We start from the raw sequence: 21642 nt of genomic DNA, 5'->3' as shown, positions 1-21642 counted from the left end.
TCAATGTCCGAACGAAGCCGCCGCGCCGCGCTTCGGCCGCGTCAGCCACATCATCGCGGCGAGCACGACGCAGGTCATGCTCGCCATCCAGAACATGTCGCCCGTCGCCATCATGTAGGCCTGCTGCATCACGACGTGGTGCAGCGTCGACAGCTCGCGCGCGCCATCGACGCCCATCGCGTTCAGCGTATGCACGAAGCGCTGCGTGTTGGCCGACGCATGCGTGACCGACTGCGACACGACGTCGTAGTGATAAGTCGCGCGGTTGTCCCACAGCGTCACGCTCATCGCGGTGCCGAACGCGGCCGACAGCGTACGCAGGAAATTCGACAGGCTCGACGCGGCGGCGAGCCGGTCGTCCGGAATGCGCGACAGCGTCGCGGCCGTCAGCGGAATGAAGAAGCACGGCAGCCCGATGCCCTGAATCAGCCCCGGCGCGGCGATCTGCAGAAACGTCATCTTCAGCGTGAAGTGCGCGTCCCATGCGAGCACGGCTGCGAACACGACGAAGCCGAACGTCGCGAGCACGCGTGCATCGAAGCGGTGCGCGTGCAGGCCGACGAGGATCGAGAACACGAGCGCGAGCACGCCGAGCGATGCGGTCGCGAGCCCCGCATGGAACGCGTTGTAGCCCATCACCGCCTGCATCCATAGCGGAAACACGACGCCCACCACCGAGAAACTCATCATCCCGAGCGAGATGATGAGCACGCAGAACGAGAACGTGCGGTCGCGAAACAGGCTCAGGTCGACGACCGGATGCGCTTCGCCCGCCTCCCAGATCAACAGCGAAACGATCGCGAGCGCCGCGATCACCGCGAGCGTGACGATCAACGGCGAATCGAACCAGCCCTTGTCGTGGCCGAGATCGAGCATCGCCTGCAGCGAGCCGACGCCGATCACGAGCAGCACGATGCCAGGCACGTCGATGGGGCCGGCCGCGCCGCGCTGCGCGTCGGGCCGCAGCATTGCCGTGCACACCGCGAACGAAAACAACCCGATCGGCAGATTGATCAGGAAGATCCACGGCCACGAGAAGCTGTCGACGATCCAGCCGCCGACCACCGGCCCGAAGATTGGCGCGAGCAGCACCGTCATCGCCCACAGCGCGAGCGCGACCGTGCGCTTGTCGGGCGGAAACGTGCGCAGCAGAATCGTCTGCGACAGCGGAACCATCGGCCCCGAGCACAGCCCCTGCAGCGCGCGGCACACGACCAGCACGTGCAGGTCGCGCGCGAGACCGCACAGTAGCGACGTCAGCGTAAAGAGCAGAACCGCGCCGACGAACAGCCGCAGTTCGCCGACGCGCCGTGCGAGCCAGCCGGTCAGCGGCACCGCTATCGCCGCCGCGACCGAGTACGAGCTGATCACCCACGTGCCCTGGCTGTTCGATACGCCGAGGCTGCCGGAGATCGCCGGCACCGCGACGTTCGTCACGGTCGAGTCGAGCACTTCGATGAAAGTCGCGAGCGACAGCGCGAAGGTCAGCAGCGCGAGCCGCGCACCGCGCACGGGCGCCGCAGCGGCGGATACCGAATCGCCCGCGCCGGCGCTGGCCGGCGCGTGTCGGGGCGACGACGCCGTACTCATGCGCCCGCCGTCGCGACAGCGCCCGAAGCCGGCACGCGGCCCGGCTTCGGCGCGAAGCGCTCGATGAAGTCGGCGGCCGCCTCGCAGCCGTCCGGCGCGGCGTGGATCAGCGCACGCGCGCGCTGCGCATGGCGCGCGAAGTCGGGTTCGCCGAGCACGCGCGCGAGCGCCTCGCCCATGCGCACGCCGTCGACGGGACCATCGACGCGCACCCCGCTGCCGCTCGCCGCGACGCGCTGCGCGTTGTCGAACTGATCGTGCGCGAACGGCGTGACGACCTGCGGAATGCCGGCTTCGAACGCGAGCGCCGCGGTGCCGATTCCGCCGTGATGCACGAGTGCGCGGCACCGCGGCAGCAACGTGCGCATCGGCACGAAACGGCGCACCAGCAGTTGGTCGTCGCCCGGCGCCGCATCATGCGCGCTCAACAAAATGCCGCGTGCACCGACGGCACGCGTCGCGTGCGCGACCGCGCGCGCATACGCAGCGTGGTCGATAAGCGTCGACCCGGCCGTGAACACCACGGGCGGCTCGCCGGCCGCCAGAAATGCCTCGAGCGCCGGATCGTCTGCGGGTGTGGCGACGTCGTTGAACAGCGGAAAGCCGCTCTGCACACAATGCGCGGGCCAGTCGCGCTGCGCGGGCGCGAACCAGCCGGGAAACAGGCACAGCACGCCGTCGGTCGAATGCAGCCAGCGACCGAGCACGCGCCGCGCAGGTGCGAGCCCGAGTTCATCCCGCACCGCATTGAGCGCCGGCCCGCACACACGGTCCAGCACCTGCCGCTCGATCAGCGTCATCAACGCCGCCTTCACCGGCAGCGGCCAGCGCGCGGGAATCGTGAGGCGCGGATGTGTAGGCGGCACGTGCGCGGACAGCAGCGTCGACGGCGACACCTGCACCGACACATATGGCGTGCGATGCAGCTCTTGCATGAAGCGCGCGGAAAACGCCCACAGCGTGCCGACCAGCACGGTATCGCGATCGGTCAGCGCGCGCAGCGCGTCGTAATGCGGGCGCAGCACCGGCGCGATCACCTGCCACAGCGTACGAAACGACGTGCGCGGATCCCACAGTGCCGGGTTCGCCATCGCCGCGTCGTACTCGGCCGCCGTGCCGACCGGCACAAACGCGAAGCCGCAGCGGCGCACGCTCGCTTCGAACGGCGGGTGCGTGCAGAACACGACGTCGTGGCCGCGCGTCGCGAGCGCGCGCGCGACGCCGAGCAGCGGATGCACGTCGCCCGCCGAGCCGATCGCCGTCACGATCACCTTCGCCATCGCGCGCCTCGCGGAAATCAGTAGAAGCCGGGGATCAGCGCCGCGACCTCGCGGCGATACTGGGTGTACGCCGCGCCGAAATAGCCGGTAAGCCAGCTCTCCTCGACGCGCACCTTGTACGCGAGCGACGCGAATACGAGCGCCACGCCGAACGCACCGCGCCATTCGCCCCCGATCAGCGCGGCGCCGACGAGCGCGATCAGGCAACCGGTGTAGATCGGATGGCGCACGAGGCCGTACGGGCCGGTGCGCACGAGCTCGTGGTTTTCCTTCAGCGTGACGGATACGCTCCAGTTCGTGCCGAGATGCAGCCGTGCCCATACCGAGAACAGCAGCCCGGCAACGAGCACCGCGAGCCCGCATTGCGCCTGCAGCCCGAAGCGGTGCCAGTCGGGCGCGAGCGCCTGCCACGACGGATCGGGCAGGACGATCAGCGCGCCGCCGACGATCAGCGGAATCGACTGCAGCGTGCGCGAGCGCGACGCCTCCTTGCGCACGGTCGTCTTCACGGCCTGCGACGTCGCGATCCAGTAAGCGAGCCACACGGCCCACGGAACGACGATGGCGATGGTCTGAACGATATTCACGGCTGGCCTGCCTCGTGTGGATGAGAATTCGAACGCGCCCGGCGGGCCGGTGCGCGCAGTACGGGACTATGACGACAGCGCCGGCATCGGCGCGGACACGCACGCATGCGCGGCGTCGGGCGCGACGCTCGCGGCGGCAGGCGGCGCGTCGCAGAAGAAGCCAAGGAGCGCGGCGCGCGTGCTTTCACGCTGCGCGCGGCCCTCGATGTCGAGAAAATGCCCGGCGTCGAGGATCGTCGCGAAGCGCGCGCGCGGCACGTGTGCGCCGAGCTGGCGAACGTCGGCCGGCGTCGTGTATTCGTCGCGCTCGCCGTTCAGGAACAGCAGCTCGCAGCCGATGTTCGCGAACTCGCTCAGGTAACGCTCCGGTTGCAGCGACAGGATCTGGTCGACGTGGAACGCGACCTGGTCCTGCTCGTCTCGGGGCAGGCGCGTCAGATAACGGTAGTTGTACAGCTTCATGATGCGCGGCAGGTAGCGGCCGACCGTATCGTTCAGCAACTGCGCGGCCTTCAGGTTCTCGCCGGCCGCGATGTGATCGCGGGCGCGCGTCACGTAATCGACCATCGCGTCGTTCAGGAACGGCGAGAACGAGCAGATCGCCGCGCGCCGCACGCTCGGGCACCCGCGAGCGAGTGCGAACAGCGACGCGACGCCGCCCCACGACACCGACACGAGGAACGCCGGCGCAAAGCGCTCGACGAGGTACTGGAGAATCGCGGCCTCGTCGTCCTTGGTCAGGATGAAGCGGCCGGGGTTGTACTGGCGCGACTGCCCCGCATACGGCAAGTCGAAGCAGATCGTATTCATCCGCTCACCGAGGTACTGGACGGTCTGCCCGAACGACGCGGTCGTCGCAAGCGCGCCGTTGACGAGCATCGCCGTATCGAACGACGGGTCGAACACGTTCCGTTCGACGTAGACCTTCAGACCATTCGGTAGCGGGACCACGTGTTTTTCGGTCGGCATCGTCGTTCTCCGGTGGATGCGGCATCTCGGCGTCACGGCATGCTGCGGTGCGCAAGGGCCGGCGCCCGCCGCGTCGCGGTTATTGCCCGCGCTCATTGCCGATGCACCGCGGCAAATTCGCGCGGCGCCGATTCATTCCTTGAAGTGCGGCGCCATACTAATACGGGCAATATTACTTACTCAAGTCATTCCAACGATCCCCTCTAGTCCATCCGGAAATACGGCCGATTCAAATTTTTCCGGTGTTTTTTATGGTATGCGAAGTTCGTCGACGGTGAATGGCAATCGTTTGCGAGGCAGTGCCACACCATCGGACAGAGAACAATATTCTCTTCAAATTCAATTGATTACGTGCCGCCCAATCGCGTGATTGAAACGGATTCACCCAAATTGACAGCCCGCCGGATGAACCTGCAAATACTTTGAAATTTACAAATCTGACGGAATTCGACATTCTTTCGAGATGTAATGAATCGGAATTTGAAACTACCGCACCTATTAAGCCGCCGAGACTCTCGACGTTTTAAACAAACTTAAAATTATTTAACCTGCTTTCAATCGATTTTTCCGCATCCGCACAATCGTTGCCACGGTCAGCGCCCCGCCTGTTGGCGGATTTATTCGTCGGACCCTTATTTTTTCTTTGATTGAACGATCAATAAAAAACCGCTAAGCTCACGACTTCCAGCAACGGGCCCGTCCGGGCGAAGGGAGTCGCGATGCCGAAAGTCGGAATGCGGGAGATTCGCCGCGCACAGTTGATCGACGCGACGCTGCGCTCGATCGACGAGGCCGGCCTGCCCGGCACGACGCTCGCATCGGTCGCGCAGCGCGCGAATATCTCGACCGGCATCGTCAGCCACTACTTCGGCGACAAGGACGGTCTCCTCGAAGCGACGATGCGCCACGTGCTGCGCGATCTGTGGGCCGCCACCACGCAGCGCCGCGTCGCCGCCCGCAAAGATCCGCGTTCGCGGCTGCGCGCGATCGTCGCCGCGAACTTCGACGACACGCAGGTCAGCGCACCGGTAATGAAGACGTGGCTCGCGTTCTGGTCGCAGAGCATGCACGACGCCATGCTCAAGCGGCTGCAGCATGTCAACACGCGCCGCCTCCATTCGAACCTGTGCGCCGAATTCGCGAAGGCGCTGCCGCGTGCGAAGGCACGCGAAGCCGCCAGCGGCCTTGCGGCGCTGATCGACGGCCTGTGGCTGCGCGGCGCGCTGGCCGGCGGCCCGATCGATACCCGGGCTGCACTGAAGCTCGCCAACGATTACATCGACCTGCTGCTCGCGTCCCACTGACGCGCGACGCAGTCGCCCTCAAGGAGATCCTCATGTCCGTATACGGTTTGCAGCGCCTCTACATCGGCGGCGGTTACGTCGACGCCACCAGCGGCAAGACTTTCGACACCTTCGATCCGGCCACCGGCGAACTGCTCGCGCAGGTGCAGCAGGCGAGCGCGGCCGACGTCGACCGGGCGGTCGCGTCGGCGCAGGAAGGCCAGCGCGAATGGGCGGCGATGACCGCGATGCAGCGCTCGCGCATCCTGCGCCGCGCGGTCGAGCTGCTGCGCGACCGCAACGACGAGCTCGCGGCGATCGAAACGCGCGACACCGGCAAGCCGATCGGCGAGACGCTCGCCGTCGACATCGTCACCGGCGCGGACGTGATCGAGTACTACGCGGGCCTCGCAACCGCGATCGAAGGGCTGCAGGTGCCGCTGCGCGCCGAATCGTTCGTCTACACGCGCCGCGAGCCGCTCGGCGTATGCGCAGGCATCGGCGCGTGGAACTACCCGATCCAGATCGCGTGCTGGAAGACGGCGCCGGCGCTTGCGGCCGGCAATGCGATGGTGTTCAAGCCGAGCGAAGTCACGCCGCTCACCGCACTGAAACTTGCGGAAATCTATACCGAAGCCGGCGTGCCGGCCGGCGTGTTCAACGTCGTGCAGGGCGACGGCTCGGTCGGCGCGCTGCTCACCGGCCATCCGGACATTGCGAAGGTGTCGTTCACCGGCGGCGTCGAGACCGGCAAGAAGGTGATGTCGCTCGCCGGCGCGTCGTCGCTGAAGGAAGTGACGATGGAGCTCGGCGGCAAGTCGCCGCTGATCGTGTTCGACGATGCGGACCTCGACCGCGCGGCCGACATCGCGGTCACCGCCAACTTTTTCAGCTCCGGCCAGGTCTGCACGAACGGCACGCGCGTATTCGTGCATCGCTCGATCAAGGACGCCTTCACGCAGAAGGTGCTCGAACGCGTGAAGCGCATCCGCATCGGCAAGCCGACCGATGCGGACACCAACTTCGGTCCGCTCGTGTCGGCGGCGCAGCTCGACAAGGTGCTCGGCTTCATCGAAAGCGGCAAGGCCGAAGGCGCGAAACTGCTCGCCGGCGGCACGCGGCTGACCGAAGGCCACTTCGCCAGCGGCCAGTATGTCGCGCCGACCGTGTTCGGCGACTGCCGCGACGACATGAAGATCGTGCGCGAGGAAATCTTCGGTCCGGTGATGAGCATTCTCGAGTTCGAATCGGAGGACGAAGTAGTCGCCCGTGCGAACGACACGCACTACGGCCTGGCCGCCGGGGTCGTCACCGAGAACCTGTCGCGCGCGCATCGCACGATCCATCGGCTCGAAGCCGGCATCTGCTGGATCAACACGTGGGGCGAATCGCCGGCCGAAATGCCGGTTGGCGGATACAAGCAATCCGGTGTCGGACGCGAGAACGGCATCACGACGCTCGAACACTACACTCGCATCAAGTCGGTACAGGTCGAGCTCGGCCGCTACAACCCGGTGTTTTGAGAACGAGAGGAGTTAACCCGTCATGACGACACGCGAATACGACTACATCATCTGCGGCGCCGGTTCCGCGGGCAACGTGCTCGCGACGCGCCTGACGGAAGATCCGAACGTCACGGTGCTGCTGCTCGAAGCGGGCGGCCCCGACTACCGCTTCGACTTCCGTACGCAGATGCCGGCGGCACTCGCCTATCCGCTGCAGGGCCGCCGCTACAACTGGGCCTACGAAACCGATCCCGAGCCGCACATGGACAACCGCCGGATGGAATGCGGTCGCGGCAAGGGGCTCGGCGGCTCGTCGCTGATCAACGGGATGTGCTACATCCGCGGCAATGCGCTCGACTACGACAACTGGTCGACGCACAAGGGGCTCGAGAACTGGACGTATCTCGACTGCCTGCCGTACTTCAAGAAGGCCGAGACGCGCGACGTCGGCCCGAACGACTATCACGGCGGCGACGGCCCCGTGTCGGTCACGACCAGCAAGCCGGGCGCGAACCCGCTGTTCGAGGCGATGGTCGACGCGGGCGTGCAGGCAGGCTATCCGCGCACTGACGACCTGAACGGCTATCAGCAGGAAGGCTTCGGCCCGATGGATCGCACCGTCACGCCGAAGGGTCGCCGCGCGAGCACCGCACGCGGCTATCTCGACCAGGCGAAGGCGCGACCGAATCTCGAGATCGTCACGCACGCGCTCGCCGACCGCATCCTGTTCGACGGCAAGCGCGCGTCCGGCGTCACGTACCTGCGCGGGAGCGAGCGCGCAACCGCGCGTGCGCGCCGCGAAGTGCTCGTCTGCAGCGGCGCTATCGCGTCGCCGCAACTGCTGCAGCGCTCGGGCGTCGGCCCCGGCGCGTGGCTCAAGGAACTCGACATTCCGGTCGTACTCGATCTGCCTGGCGTCGGCCAGAACCTGCAGGATCACCTGGAGATGTACATCCAGTACGAATGCAAGGAACCGGTGTCGCTGTATCCGGCGCTCAAATGGTGGAACCAGCCGAAAATCGGCCTCGAATGGATGCTGAACGGCACCGGCCTGGGCGCGAGCAACCACTTCGAGGCGGGCGGCTTTATCCGCACGCGCGACGACGATTTGTGGCCGAACATCCAGTATCACTTCCTGCCGGTCGCGATCAACTACAACGGCTCGAACGCGATCGAGATGCACGGCTTCCAGGCGCACGTCGGCTCGATGCGCTCGCCGAGCCGAGGCCGCGTGAAGCTGCGTTCGCGCGATCCGAACGATCATCCGAGCATCCTGTTCAACTACATGGCCGAGGCGCTCGACTGGCGCGAGTTCCGCGACGCGATCCGCGCGACCCGCGAGATCATGCGGCAGCCTGCGCTCGATCGCTATCGCGGCCGCGAGCTGAACCCGGGCGCCGACTGCAAGACCGACAAGGAGCTCGACGCGTTCGTGCGGGCTCGCGCGGAAACCGCGTTCCATCCGTCGTGCTCGTGCAAGATGGGTTATGACGACATGGCGGTCGTCGACGAAGAAGGCCGCGTGCACGGGCTGGAAGGGCTGCGTGTCGTCGACGCGTCGATCATGCCGATCATCACGACCGGGAACCTGAACGCGCCGACGATCATGATCGCGGAGAAGATCGCGGACAAGATTCGCGGGCGCAAGCCGCTCGCGCGCGTGGACGTCCCCTACTTCGTCGCAAACGGCGCGATGGCGCGCAACGTCGCGAAGGCAGTGCGGCAGCCGGAGACGGTGTAGTCGGCAAGCGCCCGTCGCCGGGCGCGGCAGTCACGACGGGCGCGGCCCGCGGCACACTCGCCGCGGGCCGTTTTTCATTTCACCGGGCGCGGCCGCCGCGCGTGCGCAAGCGTGCGACGGACGTCGCGGCCGGCCGCGCGCGTTTGGCATGCACGATCGGGTTCGATCGCGACGTCAGGCTCATCGCACCGCGCAACCGGTCGAACGCGACATCTTCGTTTCGTCCGAAGCGGCCCGCTGCCGGCCATGCGAGCGTTTCATCGAGCCAGGCCTTCCACGCATCGCCGTGAAAGCGGCGCGCGAATCCGCGCACCATGTCCGGTGCCGCGATCACGATGCCGGCGAGCAGGTAGTACGCCCAGAAGCTGCCCGCGCCGACGAGCCGGTCGAGACGACACACGGACACCGCTGCAAGCAGCCCGGCGACCGATCCGAGATCCGCGCGCCGGTCGCGGATCGCGCGTGCGACGAGGTTGTGCCGCCCGCCGTACGCAGCGACGGACACCCCTTTGCCGGCGGCCAGTTCCGCGCTGAACATCGCGAGCGCGGCCAGCTCGTCGATACGCGCGGCATCGTTGCGGGGCCCGCAGACGTGCAGCACGTTCGCGTCGATGATCGCGCCCGGCCGCGCCGACGGATTCACGCGACGCGCCACGACGGCCGCGCGTCGTTCTCTCAGGTTTTTCGCAGGCGGCGCTTCGTCAATCTCGGGCTGTTCTTCGCGCTCGTACGCGGCGTCGCCTTCGCCGCATCCGGCATCCACGCCGCCGACGATCCGCTCCAGCGCGGCCCAGCCGTCGTCGGGGTCGTCGAACGCCCACGCGTCGACGAAACCGTGCGCGGATTCGAATACCGCGCGCGATCCCGGGCAGCGTCGCTCCGCGTGCGCAAGCTGCCGCGCGTCGGGTACGTGCATGCATGTTTCGCGCGGGTCCGTCGCGTTGCAAGCGCAGCCGCTACCGCCCGCCGCCGTCCACGGTGCGAATTCATGCAACGCAGCGATCGCGTCGTGCGACAGGTGCATGCCCGGTTGCGCGCGCGCGTCGGGCGACGGCCCGCCGATCGCTGCGCGTGCATCGGACGCCGCGATGCACGCCGCGTCGTCCAGATGGTCGATCAGATACTGCAGCCACGCAGCCGTGCGCAGCCGGTCGGGCGTCGCACCGCGGGCATGGCCATACTTCGCGGGATCGGTGAGCATGGTGGTTCGGAATGGTTCTACGAATCGGAATGGGTCTGGCGTGTCGGTCGACGCAGGCGGCACCGCCCATCGCACCGGCCGCTGCATTGCCGCCCGCGTCGGATCGCGACGCGGGCGGCGCCCCGTTCGTCACGCCGCCAAGCGTGACGCCGAAACCGGTGCGCCCGCCGCGCATCCTTGCACGGCCCTCGTATCTGGCGGGCGCCCGGCGTCGATCACGATGCTTACTGCACGTGGAACTTCGGCGACGTGGCGACCGTGCCGCTCACCGTACAGTCCGGCGTCAGCACGGCGTTGTTGAACGTCAGCGACGAGTTCGGATCGCTCCACGTCGTCACGACCTTGCTCGGCCCGCACGTGCCGAGCAGCGTGACGCTCACCTTCGCGTTGTTGATCGACAGTTGCGTCGTGCTGTCGGCCTGCCCCGTCCACGGTGCCGCGCTCGTCGCGCTCCCGCTGATCAGGCCGCACGTCGCGCCGCCCGAGAACGTCGTCGACGTGATGCTGACGATGCCGGTCGACGTGATCGTGCCGTTGAACGTCGCATTGCAGCTCGCGTTGACGGCCCCTTTGCTGAGCGTCGTGATCCCCGACGCGGAGAACGGTTCGCCGTTCGGATTCATCGGCTGACCGTCCGCGCGCGACACGGTCACCGCGAACGCGGGCGCGGCCGAAACCGCGGTGAACGCCACTGCAGCAACAAGCGATACGATTTTGCGAATGCTCATTTGCACTGCCCCCTCTCTTGACAAATGGCGGCACGCCGCCAGAAACGCGACCGTCCGGCCGGATCGCTCCGGGCCGACCGGTCGCAGGACACCGCCGGCGCGCGCGATGCGCGCCGCACGGCTCAGAACTTGTAGGAAATCCCGACGAACGTGATCAGCGGATCGGCCTTCAACCGCGTGCGCGTGGTCGCGAGCGTCGATCCGTCGGCGGCCTTGATTACCAGCGATGAATAGGTCTTCAGCGGCATGTACGTGAGCGTCGCCGTCAGTCCCCAATGCTTGTCGATCGCATAGCTCGCGCCGACGTTGTAGACCGGCGTGAACGACGACGACGCCTTGCCCTCGACCGACGTCGGCCCCGGCTTGCCGGCGCCGGCCGCGAGCACGCTGCCGAGGTTCTCGTTGATGTCTCTCGCGAAGTTGCCGTTCAGCTCGATGTTGCTGAACCAGCTGTAGGCGACGCCGATCCCGACGAACGGGCGGAACTTCGCGGTCGGCGCGTTGAAGTAGTACTGCAGAATGACTGTCGGACTCCATTGCCGAGCGTTCTTTACCGCCGGCTGGTTCGACGTCTTGTCCATGTCGACCGAGCCGAGCGCGCCGGACGGGCCGGGCGGCCGGATCACGCCGTGCCCCGTGAGCGTGAACTCCGGAGGAATGCCGAGCACCGACGTGACTGCAATATGGTCGGTGAAGAAGTGCGTGAGCGTGAGACCGACCGTATCGGCATTGTTGACGGTCAGGCTCGTACCCGGCGACGTGAACGACCCGGGCAGACGCAGCGGCCCGTTGATCGGCATGCTCGCCAGATTCGTCGTCAACCCGTTGGTCGAATCCTGCGGCATGATGTGCAGCCAGCCCAGCGTCGCGACGTTGTCGCCCGCCTGCTGGGCCGATGCGAGCGTCGACACGCCTGCGACGACACCCGCGACAATCAGCTTCTTCATCAAGTCTCCCCTCATTCTGTCCGGGCGGCGCCGCGCATGTACGCGCATGCACCGCCGTGTCTCCATCCGCGCGCGATCACTGCACGAACGCACCGACCGTGAAGTACGGATTGCTCGCATCGGCCATGTCGAGGAACCCGAACACGCCGCCGGTGAACACGAACTTGCCGGTCGCCGGCCCCGACGCCGCATCCGCATGCACGGTCGTCACGACGCCCGGCACCTTCTGCGTGAAATCGAGGTTCAGCGCGCGAGCGAGCGCGGCCTGTGACGCGTTGAACGGATCGAGCAACGTCGCCTGCGCGCCGACGAGCGCGGTTGCGCGGTAGTTGAACGCGCTGTCGACACCCGTGTACTCGCCGTTTTGCGACCCCTGCGCGACCGCCGCCCGGGGGCTCAGGAACGAAATCCCCGATTCGTCGTCCGCGCTCGGCGGCCCCTGCGTGAGGTCCGCGTTCGCGGCACCGGTGCGGATGAAAATCGGTACGAGCTGATTGCGCAGCTTGCCGACGATCAGGATCCCCTTGCCGGCCTTCGCGGGATCGAGCGCGGCGAGCGTCGGCGCAATCTGCGGCTGGTAGTTGAGCGACTGGAACGCCGGCGCATCGGCGCGCAACGTGAACGGCTGGTTCACCGTCGGGCTCGACACGAGCGGCTGCCCGCCGTTCTTCTTGCCGAAGTTGTCGGTTTCGACGTAACTGCCGTCCGCGTTGATCGTCACCTGCTGGTCGAGCGCCACGGGCTGGAAATTCTGCGACGGCACCTGGTGATAGCCGAGCTGGTTGTAGGCGCCGGCGATCTTCGACAGATCGGTTTCGAGTGCCGAGAAGCTGATGAACGGGTAGTACGGGAACGTCGTCTTCGGAATCCTGCCGACCCCGATCACACCGTCGAACTGGATCGTCGCGCCCGGAATCGCGCCGCCCAGCACGCCTTCGCCGAGGAACAGCCGCGCGGGCCGGTTCGGATCGAGGCTCGCGTTCTGCATCCGGAACGTGCACTGGTTCAGCTTGACGGTCGGCAGGCCGGTTTCGTCGGCCAGCGTGCCGTCGACGACGTTGGCCGGGGCCGTGTCGCGCGTCGGCTGAACCGTGCCGGCGGTGCTCGGCACCGGCGACGCGAGGTAGGTCACGCGATACGTCATCTTCGTCGTGTCGAGCTGCACCTTCACGAGTTCGCCCGATCCGGAGCCGCCGATGAACACAGTGTTGTAGTCGATCGTCTGCGGGCACAGCCGGACCACCGGCGCGGGCGGCGGGTCGCCGCCGCATGCGGCAAGCAGCGGCGCGACCGACACAGCAGCCATCCAATGCTTCACATTCATAGGAATCCTCTTGAATTTCGATTCGCCGGCGGCGACGCATGCGCCGCCGGTGTTCCATGCCTTATACGCCCTTACTGAACGAACGCGCCGACCGTGAAGAACGGATTGACCTTGCTGTTGTTGACGACCATCGCGTAGATGTTGCCGGCCGTCACGAGCCAGCCCGTGTCGCCCTTGCTGAAGATCGCTACGTTGCCGTTCGCTCCCTTCGCGTTGAAGTCCTGTGTGGCGGTGACCTTGATCTTGCCGGGCGTAGCCTGCGTGTAGTCGAGCGCGAACTGCGACGTGACCGACGACGTCTGCGGGTCGATGAACGCGGCGGTCGCGCCCTGGAACAGCGTCGACGTATAGTTCGCGGCGATCGTCGATACCGCGGTGCCGTCCGTGCAATTTCCGGCTTCGGGCAGGAAGAACGTGCCGTTGAACGTACCCGGCAGATCGGGATGCGCGGTGGTGCTGCTGAAACTCGGCCCCGGGATCGCCGGCGCGCCCGACACGCCGTTGGACGTCACCACCCCGCACGCGGACGCGCTCGTCGCACCGATGAAGCCGCCCTTCAGCACGTTGGCCGCGACCAGCTGCGCGCGCGACAGCATCGAGATGCCGACTTCCGCATCGGCGACGGACGCGAGCAGGTTGCTCGCATCGGCATGCGAATAGCCGACGCGGATCACGATCGGCACCAGCACGCCGTTCAGCTTGCCGGCGATCATCACGCCATGCGCCTGGGTCGGTGCGAGCAGCACGAGCGGCTGCTCCTGCCCGGCCGACGGATACGGCGAGCCCGGATTCGCGCCGCTGACGAACACGTTGTCCGCACTCCCGTCCGCGTTCTTGCGCAGCGTCCACGGTGTGCCGGTCGTCTGGCACGAGTAGTCGCTGCCCGGCGTGGTCGTGCACGTGCCGTCCGCATTGAGCGTCTGGGTCCAGTTCACGACATCCGGCTGCCAACCCTGCGGCGTCGCGGTCTGATAGGTGCTGCCGGTCGGCGACAGATGAATGCCGACCTCGTTGTACACGCCGGCCACCTTCGCGAAATCGGTCTCGGTGTCGGAAAAGCCGATGAACGGATAGAAATCGAACGTACGCGACGGCACGGTGCCGATATTGAGCCCCGGCACGACAGGAATGCCGTCGAACTGGATCGTCGCCCCCGGAATCCCGCCGCCCACCACCCCGTTACCGACGAACAGCATCGGCGGGTCAGCACGGTTGATCGTCACCGCATACGCGCCGTCGCTCGTCGCGCCGCTGTCGAGGACGAACGCGCAACGGTTCTGCTCGGCGGTCGGCAGGTTGGCCGGATGATGGAACGCGCCGCTGATCGTCAGACCGGCGCGCGTGTTGTTGACCTGTCCCGCCGACGTCGGCACCGACGAGTCGATGAACTGCATCTGATACGTGAGCTTCGTCGTATCGAACTTCACCTTCACGTATTCGCCGCTACCGGCGCCGCCCGCGTATGTCGTCGTGTAGTCCAGCGAATCCGGGCACAGTTTCGTCACCACGGGCGGTGTCGTTTCGGCGCCGCTCGGCCCGCATGCGCTGCCCGAGCACTGCGGCACGTTGATCGGACCCGGATCGTCGCCGCCGCCGCAACCGGCGACGAACGGCAGCGCCAGCACGGCGCCCGACAGGATCGCCTTACGCCATTCAGGAATGCAAAGCATCAACCCCTCCTTTTGAGGTACGACAGTCTCGTCCGGACGGGCTGCATGGCCCGCCGGTTGGTATCGCGCCGCCGCACCGGCATGCGGCGCATGATGCGGAGCGCCTACGCGCGGTGTCGCGGTTCGCGCGGATGCGGCGAACCCAGCCGCGACACGCCGGCGCGCTCGGGAAATCGAAACGGGATGGTGTGCGTCGCTACACCGGCGACGCGAAGCGATGATGCGGGGGCGCAACTCGCGGCGCGCCCGCATCCGGCGACGAGCAAGAAAATGGCAGTGCGGCTGCCCCCTCGAATGGGCCTCTCATGATTTGGTCTCCGTACGTACGCTGGATTCGTTATCGTGATGCGTCGTTTGCCGAGACTATGAGCGGACCCCGCGCGCAAGTAAATGGATGCAGAGTTCCAAACGAACGGAGCGTGCGTGATCCTCGTGCGCGCGCGGTGTTTGACAGTTTTTCAAACGGCCTTCAATTTATTTGCTCAGACAAATACCCGCGCAATCTCACTGCGTTTGAAGGAGACCCGTTCAAACCCGCGCGAAGCGCGCGCGACATGTATCGCCCGCGCGGCGCGCATGCTGCGGCGCAACGTCATACGTCGATGATCGCGAGCGTGCCGTGGCTGCCGGGCAGCACCGCGTGGCGGGTGCCGGCCGTTGCGAGATACATTTGGCCGGGCTCGACCACGATCGTCCGCGCGTCGACCTCGAGCATCAACCGGCCGTCGAGCACGAGCAGCCCTTCGTCGTAGTCATGCACTTCAGCGTCGTACGGCTGCGCGTCCATCCGCAGCACCTTGATCCTGGCCGGCCCGACTTCACCGACGATCGTGGATTTCCACGCGGCGGCCTGCGCGGCCGCGACGGACTTGAAATCGATCAAAGACATGCGCACCGCTCCGCGAACACGAGAGGACCGCATTATCGCCAGTGCGGGGCGGGCCGTCCCGGTACGGCGCGGCGGCGTTCCGGCAGCACAGTCGCGACGGCGCCAATCACGCTTCCGCGCGCAACGCGCGTCCACTGCAGCGGCCGGGAAATGCCGCGCATTGTTCTCTCGCGCCAAATAAAGCACCGCTTTATTGAAGATTTTCCACACATTTCATGCGAATCCCGCATAGGCATCGCGTGTCGTACTCATCAAAATGCATTTCCATGTTCCGATTGCTAATATGGCGGTCCTGCGATCCCCCACCACAACGCCGTTCGACATGACGCCCGTTCGCCATGCCGCACCCGACACCGGCCGCCGCGCGGCTGCGGCATCGGGCAAGCGCGGCGCACTGCGTCTGACCGAGCGGCCATGCCACCCGTGAGCATGCAACCGATCCTTTCCGTCTCCGATCTCTCCAAGACTTACGCGTCCGGCTTCCAGGCGCTGAAGCACGTGACCCTCGACATCCAGCCCGGCGAAATCTTCGCGCTGCTCGGGCCGAACGGCGCGGGCAAGACCACGCTGATCGGCTCGATCTGCGGCATCGTCACACCGACCGAAGGCCGCGTAACGGTCGGCGGCCACGACATTCGCGATCACTACCGCGCGGCGCGCGAAATGATCGGCCTCGTGCCGCAGGAACTGACGACCGACGCGTTCGAAACCGTATGGGCGACGGTATCGTTCAGCCGCGGCCTGTTCGGCAAGGCGCCCGATCCCGCTTACATCGAAAAGACGCTGAAGGCGCTGTCGCTGTGGGACAAGCGCGACAACAAGCTGATGACGCTGTCGGGCGGCATGAAACGCCGCGTGATGATCGCGAAGGCACTGTCGCACGAGCCGCGCATCCTGTTCCTCGACGAGCCGACCGCCGGCGTCGACGTCGAACTGCGCCGCGACATGTGGAAGCTCGTCGATTCGCTGCGCGAAAGCGGCGTGACGATCCTGCTGACCACGCACTACATCGAGGAAGCCGAGGAGATGGCCGACCGGATCGGCATCATTCTCGGCGGCGAGCTCGTGCTCGTCGAAGAGAAGCGCGAACTCATGCGCAAGCTCGGCAAGAAGCAGCTGACCGTGCAACTCGAGCATCCGCTCGCGGCCGTGCCGGCGGAACTCGCTGCGTTCGGGCTCGAACGCGCAGCCGACGGCACCGCGCTCGTCTACACGTACGACTCGCAGCGCGACGACGCGAGTATCGCGACGCTGATCAACGCGCTCGGCACGGCCGGCATCGGCTTCCGCGACCTGCACACGACGCAGAGCTCGCTCGAGGACATTTTCGTCAGCCTGATCGACAATCGCCGCAACGGCGCACAAGGGGCCTAACGCACATGGCGAACTGGAATTTTCACGGCATCCGCGCGATCTACCGCGCCGAAATGGCCCGCACGCGCCGCACGCTGATGCAAAGCATCATCGCGCCGGTGATCTCGACATCGCTGTACTTCGTCGTGTTCGGTTCGGCAATCGGCTCGCGCATCAGCGACGTGAACGGGATCGGCTACGGGTCGTTCATCGTCCCGGGGCTCGTGATGCTGTCGCTGCTGTCGCAGAGCATCTCGAACGCGTCGTTCGGCATCTACTTCCCGCGCTTCACGGGCACGATCTACGAGATTCTGTCCGCACCCGTGTCGTACTGGGAGATCGTGATCGCGTACGTGGGCGCGGCCGCGTCGAAGTCGTTGCTGCTGGGATTGATCATCCTCGCCACGGCCGGCCTGTTCGTGCCGCTGCATATCCTGCATCCGTTCTGGATGGTGCTGTTCCTCGTGCTGACGTCCGTCACGTTCAGCCTGTTCGGCTTCGTGATCGGGATCTGGGCCGACAGCTTCGAAAAGTTGCAGCTCGTGCCGCTTCTGATCATCACGCCGCTCACGTTCCTCGGCGGCAGCTTCTATTCGGTCGACATGCTGCCGCCCGCCTGGCGCATCGTGACGCTGTTCAATCCGATCGTCTATCTGATCAGCGGCTTCCGCTGGTCGTTCTACGGGCTCGCCGACGTGCACGTGTGGATCAGCCTCGCCGCAACCACGCTGTTCCTCGCGATCCTGCTCGCGATCGTCGCGTGGATGTTCCGCACCGGCTACAAACTGAAGAACTGACGCGCCACGGCCACCGCCGGCTGGTTCGCGGATCGGCGGCGACGCTGCTAGACTGGATCGGAGATCGACTGCTGCCGCGCGCCGCGCCGCAACCTGCGGCGCGCGGGCGCCGCCGCTCCCGCCCCATTCCCTGCGCGAGGATCCCGATGAGCGCCTCCCGAATCGACGCCGTCCGCGACGGCCTGTTTCGCGCGACGTCCTACGTCGACACGCTTGACCTCTGCTTCAGCCAGTTCTTCGTACGATCGCCGCATGGCGACGTGCTCTGCGTGGAAACCGGCACGCGTTCGAATTTCACGCAGCTGAGCGCGGCGCTCGACACCGTCGGCATCGCGCCGTCGATGGTCAGCAACGTGATCGTCCCGCACTTCGAAGCCGACGAAATGGGCGCGCTGCCCGATTTCCTCGCGGCCAACCCGGCGCTCGTCGCGTATGGACATCCGATGTGCACATGGGGGCTCGCCGACGTGTTCGGCGTGCGCGCCGTCCCGCTGAAGGATGGCGAACCGGTGACGCTGTCGGGCATCGACGTCGTGCCCGTCTTCACGAAGCACGTGCATCAGTGGGACGCGCTGGTCGTGTATCTGCCGGCGTACAAGGCGCTGCTGTCGTCGGACATCCTGATGCGCTTCGGCCGCGACGATGCCGAAGATCCATTGCCGCCAATCGTCGACGCAATCAAGCGCTCGGATTACCTGCCGTCGCTCCGGCATCTCGCCGGCGCGCTGCGCCGCATTCAGGCGCTCGATCTCGACATCATCTTGCCGATGCACGGCGCGGCGATCACGCGCGACATTCCGCGCGTGATCGCCGGCGTGATCGAACACTGCGAGGCGGCCGCGGCGTAGCGCGCAAGCGCTTTGCGTACGGCCGGCGGCGGCCGGTTACGCGCCGGTCACGACGAATTCGGCGGCCGCCTTGCTCTGGATCGCGGCCATCACCGCGAGCTCGCGCTCGCTGCACGGCTCGCCGGACACGACGCCCGTCGCATGCTTGGCCTTCGCGCCGAGCGGAAAGAACACGAACGACGCGCCGGCCGGCGCATTCGGCTCCGCCCGCAGGCGTTTGTTCAGGATCTTCAGGTACTTTTTCTTCGACACTTCCTTCGTTGCCATGACGCCCTCCGCATCGACGTGATGCCGATCAGCATATCAGCTTTGACCGGCGGCTCGGACGCGCCGCCGCGCGATCGATCTGCACTAGAATGAATCGCTTATGCCACTTGCTGCACCGAACCGCGGCCGTCATGTCCTGACTGGAGTGATTCCATGCATGTCGAATTGTTCGCGCAGCACCACGATTGTCCGGGCTGGAAAGGCGAAATGGCGCAGCGCATCGCCGCCTTCGACTGGTCGGCAACCGGGCTCGGGCCGCTCGAGCGCTGGCCGGCGAGCCTCGTCGCTGCCGTCCGCACCGTGCTCGCGTCGCCGCTGCCGGTGGTGATGCTGTGGGGCGAGCCGGGCTACATGATCTACAACGACGCGTATGCCGGATTTGCCGGCGGACGCCATCCGTATCTGCTCGGCAAGGCCGTCGAACTCGGCTGGCCCGAGGTCGCCGACTTCAACCGCAACGTGATGCATACCTGCCTCGCGGGCGGCACGCTGTCGTATCGCGACAAGGAACTCGTGCTGCTGCGCAACGGCCGCCCCGAAGACGTATGGATGGACCTGCACTACAGCCCGCTGCCCGATGACGACGGTGCGCCGGGCGGCGTACTCGCCGTCGTGATCGAGACGACCGAACGCGTGCTCGCCCGGCGCCATCGCGAACAGGCGGAAGCGGCGCTGCAGGCTTCCAACGATGCGCTGCGCCGGCTGACCGAAACGCTCGAACAGCGGGTGGCCGACGCGATCGCGGAGCGCGCGGCGATCGAGGAACAGTTGCGCCATGCGCAGAAGATGGAAGCGATCGGCAGCCTGACCGGCGGCATCGCGCACGACTTCAACAACGTGCTGCAGGTGATCAGCGGCAACCTGCAGATCCTCGCGGTCGAACTCGGCGAGCGCGCGAGCGCGCAGCCGCGGATCGAAAGCGCGAACAACGCGGTGCGGCGCGGCGCGCAGCTCGCATCGCACCTGCTGGCCTTTGCGCGGCGCCAGCCGCTGTCGCCGACGGTGCTCAATCCGCGCCAGCTGATCGACGGCATGAACGAGATGCTGCATCGCGCGCTCGGCGAATCCGTACGGATCGTACCGGCGCTCGCGGCCGACGTCGGCAACGTGCTCGCCGATCGGCACCAGCTCGAAAACGCGCTGCTCAATCTTGCGATCAATGCGCGCGACGCGATGCGCGGCGACGGCACGCTGACGATTGGCGCGTACAACGGCGTGGCCCCCGCGCCGGCCGCGGGCGTGCGCCGCGCACCGTTGCCGCCCGGCGACTACGTGACGTTCGAGGTCACCGACACCGGCACCGGCATGACGGCCGACGTGCTGGAGCGCGTGTTCGAACCGTTCTTCACGACCAAGGCGGACGGCGAAGGCACGGGGCTCGGCCTCAGCATGGTGTTCGGCTTCGTCAAGCAAAGCGGCGGTCACACGTCGATCGACAGCACGCCCGGCCAGGGCACCACGGTGCGCCTCACGTTTCCGCGCTGCCACGATACGTACGCCGAGGAGCCGCCCCGTGTGCCGCAGCACGATCCGGTGCGCGGCCGCGAAACCATCCTCGTCGTCGAAGACGATGCCGATGTCAGGCTCACCGTCGTCGACATGCTCGCGCAGCTCGGCTACAAGGTCCTCACCGCATCCGACGGCGAAGCCGCGTTGCGGATGCTCGATAGCGGCACGCCGATCGATCTGCTGTTCACCGACGTAATCATGCCGGGCCGCATCAAGGGCAGCGAGCTCGCGCGCCGTGCCGCGCTGCGCTCGCCGCCGTTGCCCGTGCTGTTCACGTCCGGCTATACGCGCGACGAAATCTTCCATTCCGGGCGGCTCGATCCCGGCGTCATGCTGCTCGGCAAGCCGTACCGCCGCGACGAGCTCGCGGCACGGATCCGCGCGGTGCTCGACGCGCACGTGAAGGCGGCGTAAGCGGCGGGCCGGCCGGCGGGCGCCCCTGCCTGCGCGGCCGGCCCGCCGGCGGTCGAATGATTTTTCTGCGTTCGATGTCGATTCGCGCGATCGTCGCGCGTCGTAGTGTCGTAACCGCCCGTTTTGCCGTCAGCACGGCCGGCAAAGGTTTCCCCTTCCCGTTCAAGGAGTAACGACAATGCGCGTGATGGTGATCGTCAAGGCAACAGCCGCTTCCGAATCGGGGGCGATGCCCGATACCGAACTGCTGGCGGCAATGGGCCGGTACAACGAGGAACTCGTCAAGGCCGGCGTGATGCTTGCCGGCGAAGGGCTGCATCCGAGTTCGCGCGGCAAGCGCGTGCACTTCTCCGGCAAGGAACGGACCGTCATCGACGGCCCGTTCGCCGAGACCAAGGAACTCATCGCCGGCTATTGGCTGTGGCAGGTCAATTCGATGGACGAAGCTGTCGAATGGGTGAAGCGCTGCCCGAACCCGATGCCCACGGAGTCGGACATCGAGATCCGTCCCGTTTTCTCGCCGGAGGATTTCGGCGAGGCTTTCACGCCGGAACTGCAGGAACAGGAAGCACGGCTGCGGGCGGAGATGGAAGGCAAGTCGGGCGGGTAAGGCGGCACCTCGCGGTTTCCTCCCCCGTCACCTGACAACCTCGTAGGATTCGCTGAAATTTGGTTGAAAGGCGCCGTTGCTAGAGTCCTCCGCAGGGTTTTCCCGATGTCCGACTGCCGAACGGAAACGA

The 21642-nt window shown here is 66.5% G+C and carries 19 protein-coding genes; 8 read left to right on the top strand and 11 right to left on the bottom strand.

Annotation, left to right across the window (positions count from 1 at the left end):
* The 4 genes from KDW55_RS13790 to KDW55_RS13775 all read right to left on the bottom strand — a co-directional run bounded on the left by KDW55_RS13790 (nucleotide 1) and on the right by KDW55_RS13775 (nucleotide 4426).
* Nucleotides 1–1590, bottom strand: coding sequence for a DHA2 family efflux MFS transporter permease subunit (locus tag KDW55_RS13790; RefSeq protein WP_059544527.1), 1590 nt, complete (start codon nucleotides 1588–1590; stop codon nucleotides 1–3).
* On the bottom strand, nucleotides 1587–2870 hold the full coding sequence (locus KDW55_RS13785) for a nucleotide disphospho-sugar-binding domain-containing protein (protein ID WP_212160392.1): 1284 nt from the start codon (nucleotides 2868–2870) through the stop codon (nucleotides 1587–1589). The genes KDW55_RS13790 and KDW55_RS13785 overlap by 4 nt, the downstream gene beginning before the upstream one ends.
* Nucleotides 2871–2887: 17 nt before the next feature.
* Nucleotides 2888–3457: an isoprenylcysteine carboxylmethyltransferase family protein gene (locus KDW55_RS13780; protein WP_040138616.1), complete on the bottom strand. Its 570-nt coding sequence runs from the start codon at nucleotides 3455–3457 to the stop codon at nucleotides 2888–2890.
* Nucleotides 3458–3523: 66 nt separating this feature from the next.
* Nucleotides 3524–4426: an alpha/beta hydrolase gene (locus KDW55_RS13775; protein ID WP_069243570.1), complete on the bottom strand. Its 903-nt coding sequence runs from the start codon at nucleotides 4424–4426 to the stop codon at nucleotides 3524–3526.
* Nucleotides 4427–5145: 719 nt separating this feature from the next.
* Between KDW55_RS13775 and betI the strand changes: the two genes are divergently transcribed.
* The 3 genes from betI to betA are packed head-to-tail and all read left to right on the top strand — an operon-like array spanning nucleotide 5146 to nucleotide 8955.
* The gene (betI, locus tag KDW55_RS13770) at nucleotides 5146–5730 is read left to right on the top strand and encodes a transcriptional regulator BetI (RefSeq protein WP_040138618.1); all 585 of its coding nucleotides are present in this window, start codon (nucleotides 5146–5148) and stop codon (nucleotides 5728–5730) included.
* A gap of 32 nt (nucleotides 5731–5762) precedes the next feature.
* Entirely contained in the window at nucleotides 5763–7232 is a 1470-nt protein-coding gene (gene betB, locus KDW55_RS13765) for a betaine-aldehyde dehydrogenase (protein ID WP_212160394.1), read from the top strand.
* 22 nt (nucleotides 7233–7254) lie between these two features.
* Complete coding sequence (betA, locus tag KDW55_RS13760; RefSeq protein ID WP_209825385.1) at nucleotides 7255–8955, top strand: choline dehydrogenase; 1701 nt, start codon at nucleotides 7255–7257, stop codon at nucleotides 8953–8955.
* A 79-nt stretch (nucleotides 8956–9034) separates the two neighbouring features.
* Here betA and KDW55_RS13755 read toward each other — a convergent pair whose 3' ends face one another.
* The 6 genes from KDW55_RS13755 to KDW55_RS13730 form a co-directional block, all read right to left on the bottom strand.
* Entirely contained in the window at nucleotides 9035–10156 is a 1122-nt protein-coding gene (locus KDW55_RS13755) for a hypothetical protein (protein ID WP_212160395.1), read from the bottom strand.
* A 224-nt stretch (nucleotides 10157–10380) separates the two neighbouring features.
* Nucleotides 10381–10884: a hypothetical protein gene (locus KDW55_RS13750; protein ID WP_040138622.1), complete on the bottom strand. Its 504-nt coding sequence runs from the start codon at nucleotides 10882–10884 to the stop codon at nucleotides 10381–10383.
* Between the two features lie 122 nt (nucleotides 10885–11006).
* The gene (locus KDW55_RS13745) at nucleotides 11007–11831 is read right to left on the bottom strand and encodes an OmpW family outer membrane protein (RefSeq protein WP_040138623.1); all 825 of its coding nucleotides are present in this window, start codon (nucleotides 11829–11831) and stop codon (nucleotides 11007–11009) included.
* A 76-nt stretch (nucleotides 11832–11907) separates the two neighbouring features.
* Nucleotides 11908–13155 carry a DUF2957 domain-containing protein gene (locus KDW55_RS13740; protein ID WP_212160396.1) on the bottom strand — a complete coding sequence of 416 codons (1248 nt, stop codon included), beginning with the start codon at nucleotides 13153–13155 and terminating at the stop codon, nucleotides 11908–11910.
* A 71-nt stretch (nucleotides 13156–13226) separates the two neighbouring features.
* Nucleotides 13227–14825 carry a DUF2957 domain-containing protein gene (locus KDW55_RS13735; RefSeq protein ID WP_212160397.1) on the bottom strand — a complete coding sequence of 533 codons (1599 nt, stop codon included), beginning with the start codon at nucleotides 14823–14825 and terminating at the stop codon, nucleotides 13227–13229.
* Between the two features lie 592 nt (nucleotides 14826–15417).
* Nucleotides 15418–15714, bottom strand: a complete 297-nt coding sequence (locus KDW55_RS13730) for a cupin domain-containing protein (RefSeq protein ID WP_040138626.1) — start codon at nucleotides 15712–15714, stop codon at nucleotides 15418–15420.
* Between the two features lie 429 nt (nucleotides 15715–16143).
* On the opposite strand from KDW55_RS13730, the gene KDW55_RS13725 reads away from it, so the two are divergent.
* The 3 genes from KDW55_RS13725 to KDW55_RS13715 all read left to right on the top strand — a co-directional run bounded on the left by KDW55_RS13725 (nucleotide 16144) and on the right by KDW55_RS13715 (nucleotide 18712).
* The gene (locus tag KDW55_RS13725) at nucleotides 16144–17088 is read left to right on the top strand and encodes an ABC transporter ATP-binding protein (protein ID WP_040138627.1); all 945 of its coding nucleotides are present in this window, start codon (nucleotides 16144–16146) and stop codon (nucleotides 17086–17088) included.
* A gap of 5 nt (nucleotides 17089–17093) precedes the next feature.
* Entirely contained in the window at nucleotides 17094–17864 is a 771-nt protein-coding gene (locus KDW55_RS13720; RefSeq protein WP_040138628.1) for an ABC transporter permease, read from the top strand.
* A gap of 146 nt (nucleotides 17865–18010) precedes the next feature.
* On the top strand, nucleotides 18011–18712 hold the full coding sequence (locus KDW55_RS13715) for an MBL fold metallo-hydrolase (protein ID WP_040138629.1): 702 nt from the start codon (nucleotides 18011–18013) through the stop codon (nucleotides 18710–18712).
* A 36-nt stretch (nucleotides 18713–18748) separates the two neighbouring features.
* Here KDW55_RS13715 and KDW55_RS13710 read toward each other — a convergent pair whose 3' ends face one another.
* On the bottom strand, nucleotides 18749–18979 hold the full coding sequence (locus KDW55_RS13710) for a hypothetical protein (protein ID WP_040138630.1): 231 nt from the start codon (nucleotides 18977–18979) through the stop codon (nucleotides 18749–18751).
* 153 nt (nucleotides 18980–19132) lie between these two features.
* Between KDW55_RS13710 and KDW55_RS13705 the strand changes: the two genes are divergently transcribed.
* Both KDW55_RS13705 and KDW55_RS13700 read left to right on the top strand, forming a co-directional pair.
* Nucleotides 19133–20902, top strand: a complete 1770-nt coding sequence (locus KDW55_RS13705; protein WP_212160398.1) for an ATP-binding protein — start codon at nucleotides 19133–19135, stop codon at nucleotides 20900–20902.
* Between the two features lie 178 nt (nucleotides 20903–21080).
* The gene (locus KDW55_RS13700) at nucleotides 21081–21512 is read left to right on the top strand and encodes a YciI family protein (RefSeq protein WP_040138632.1); all 432 of its coding nucleotides are present in this window, start codon (nucleotides 21081–21083) and stop codon (nucleotides 21510–21512) included.
* Nucleotides 21513–21642: the final 130 nt, after the last annotated feature.

The organism is Burkholderia sp. AU19243 (assembly GCF_018148075.1).
In the GTDB taxonomy this organism is placed as follows: domain Bacteria; phylum Pseudomonadota; class Gammaproteobacteria; order Burkholderiales; family Burkholderiaceae; genus Burkholderia; species Burkholderia latens_A.
This window is presented reverse-complemented; position numbering and strand designations above follow the sequence as displayed.